The following is a 1,790-nucleotide window of genomic DNA, read 5'->3' on the forward strand; positions in this document are numbered from 1 at the left end:
CCACGATGCCCGGACGGGGGTGTCAGCCGGCCGCGGGCACCCGGATGAGCAGGGCGTCGCCCTGGCCGCCGCCGCCACAGAGCGCGGCCGCGCCGAGACCGCCGCCTCGCCGGGCGAGCTCGAGCGCCAGCGTGAGGACGATGCGGTTACCGGACACACCGATCGGGTGGCCGATGGAGATGGCCCCGCCGTTGACGTTGACCTGGTCCGAGCTGAGCTCGAGCATCCGGGTCGAGTGCAGCCCGACGGAGGCGAAGGCCTCGTTGAACTCGAACAGGTCGATGTCCTTGACATCGATGTCCGCACGCCTGCAGGCGTCCAGCACCGCGTCGGCGGGCTGGTGCTGAAGCGTCGAGTCCGGGCCGGCGACCGTCCCGTACCCGACGATCTCGGCCAGGACGGTCCAGCCCTCGGCCTCGGCGCGCGCGGCGCTGGTGACGATCACCGCGGAGGCACCGTCGGAGATCTGCGACGACGATCCGGCCGTGATGGTGCCGTCCTTGGAGAAGGCAGGCTTGAGCTTGGCCATCGACTCGGGCGTGGAGTCGGGGCGCACCCCCTCGTCGGTGTCCACCACGGTCTCGCCCTTGCGGCCCTTGACCGTGACCGGCACGATCTCGTCGGCGAACCGGCCCTCCGCGGCGGCGGCGGCCGCGCGCTGGTGGGAGATCGCGGCGAACTCGTCCTGGTGCTCACGGGTGATCTCGAGCTCGACGTTGCGGGCTTCGGTGAGCGCGCCCATCGGCTGGTCCGTCGGCACGTCGTGCAGGCCGTCGAAGGCCATGTGGTCCAGGACCTCGATCGAGCCGTACTTGTAGCCGGCCCGGCTCTTGGGCAGCAGGTGCGGGGCCTGCGACATGGACTCCTGGCCGCCCGCGACGACGACCTCGGAGTGGCCCGAGCGGATCGCCTGGTCTGCGAGCGCGATGGCGGTGAGCCCGGACAGGCACATCTTGTTGATGCTCAGCGCGTCGACGCGCTTGGGGATACCGGCCGCGAGCGACGCCTGCCGCGCGGGCATCTGACCGTTACCGGCGGACAGAACCTGACCCATGATCACCTGGTCGACGGCCTCGGCGGGGACGTTCCCGCGCTCGAGGGCGGCGCGGATCGCGATGCCGCCCAGCTCGGGAGCGGACAGGGAGGACAGGCCTCCCTGCAGGCGGCCGAACGGGGTACGGGCACCGGAGACGATGACGGTGCGGGTGGGGTCGGCGGTCATGGGACACCTTCCGATCGAGGGGAAACGACTGTACTGGCCAAACTACCGGGAAGGGGGAACGGATAACGTGGCAGGTATGACCACTACCCCAACCGGCCAACCCCTGCTGCCCTCCGAGCTCGTCGTGGCGATCGACCACGTCGGCGTGGCGGTGCCCGACTTCGACGCCGCGGTGGCCTGGTACCGCGACAACCTGGGCATGGAGAACCTCCACGAGGAGGTCAACGAGGAGCAGGGCGTGCGCGAGGCGATGCTCGGATCGCCCGGTCGCCCCGAGGGCAGCGCCCTCCTCCAGGTCCTGGCACCGCTCGACGAGACCTCGACGATCGCCAAGTTCATCGACCGCAACGGGCCCGGTATCCAGCAGATGGCGGTCCGTGTCACCGACATCGACGCGATCACCGAGCACCTCACCGGCCGCGGCGTCCGGGTCCTGTACCCAGCGCCCAAGCGGGGCACGGCCGATTCCCGCATCAACTTCATGCACCCGAAGGACGCGGGCGGCGTGCTGCTCGAGCTGGTCGAGCCCGCCTCCGACCAGCACTAGGCGCGACGACCGCGCCCGCGG

Annotated in this window: 2 protein-coding genes; one reads left to right on the forward strand and one right to left on the reverse strand. The window is 70.9% G+C overall.

The window, feature by feature from the left end; translation table 11 throughout:
• Positions 1 to 22: 22 nt before the first annotated feature.
• On the reverse strand, positions 23 to 1,222 hold the full coding sequence (locus tag G6030_RS10505) for an acetyl-CoA C-acetyltransferase (protein ID WP_182643085.1): 1,200 nt from the start codon (positions 1,220 to 1,222) through the stop codon (positions 23 to 25).
• Positions 1,223 to 1,298: 76 nt separating this feature from the next.
• Between G6030_RS10505 and mce the strand changes: the two genes are divergently transcribed.
• Entirely contained in the window at positions 1,299 to 1,769 is a 471-nt protein-coding gene (gene mce / locus G6030_RS10510; RefSeq protein ID WP_182643086.1) for a methylmalonyl-CoA epimerase, read from the forward strand.
• Positions 1,770 to 1,790 lie beyond the last annotated feature (21 nt).

The organism is Dietzia sp. E1, assembly GCF_014145015.1.
Lineage (GTDB): Bacteria > Actinomycetota > Actinomycetes > Mycobacteriales > Mycobacteriaceae > Dietzia > Dietzia cinnamea_A.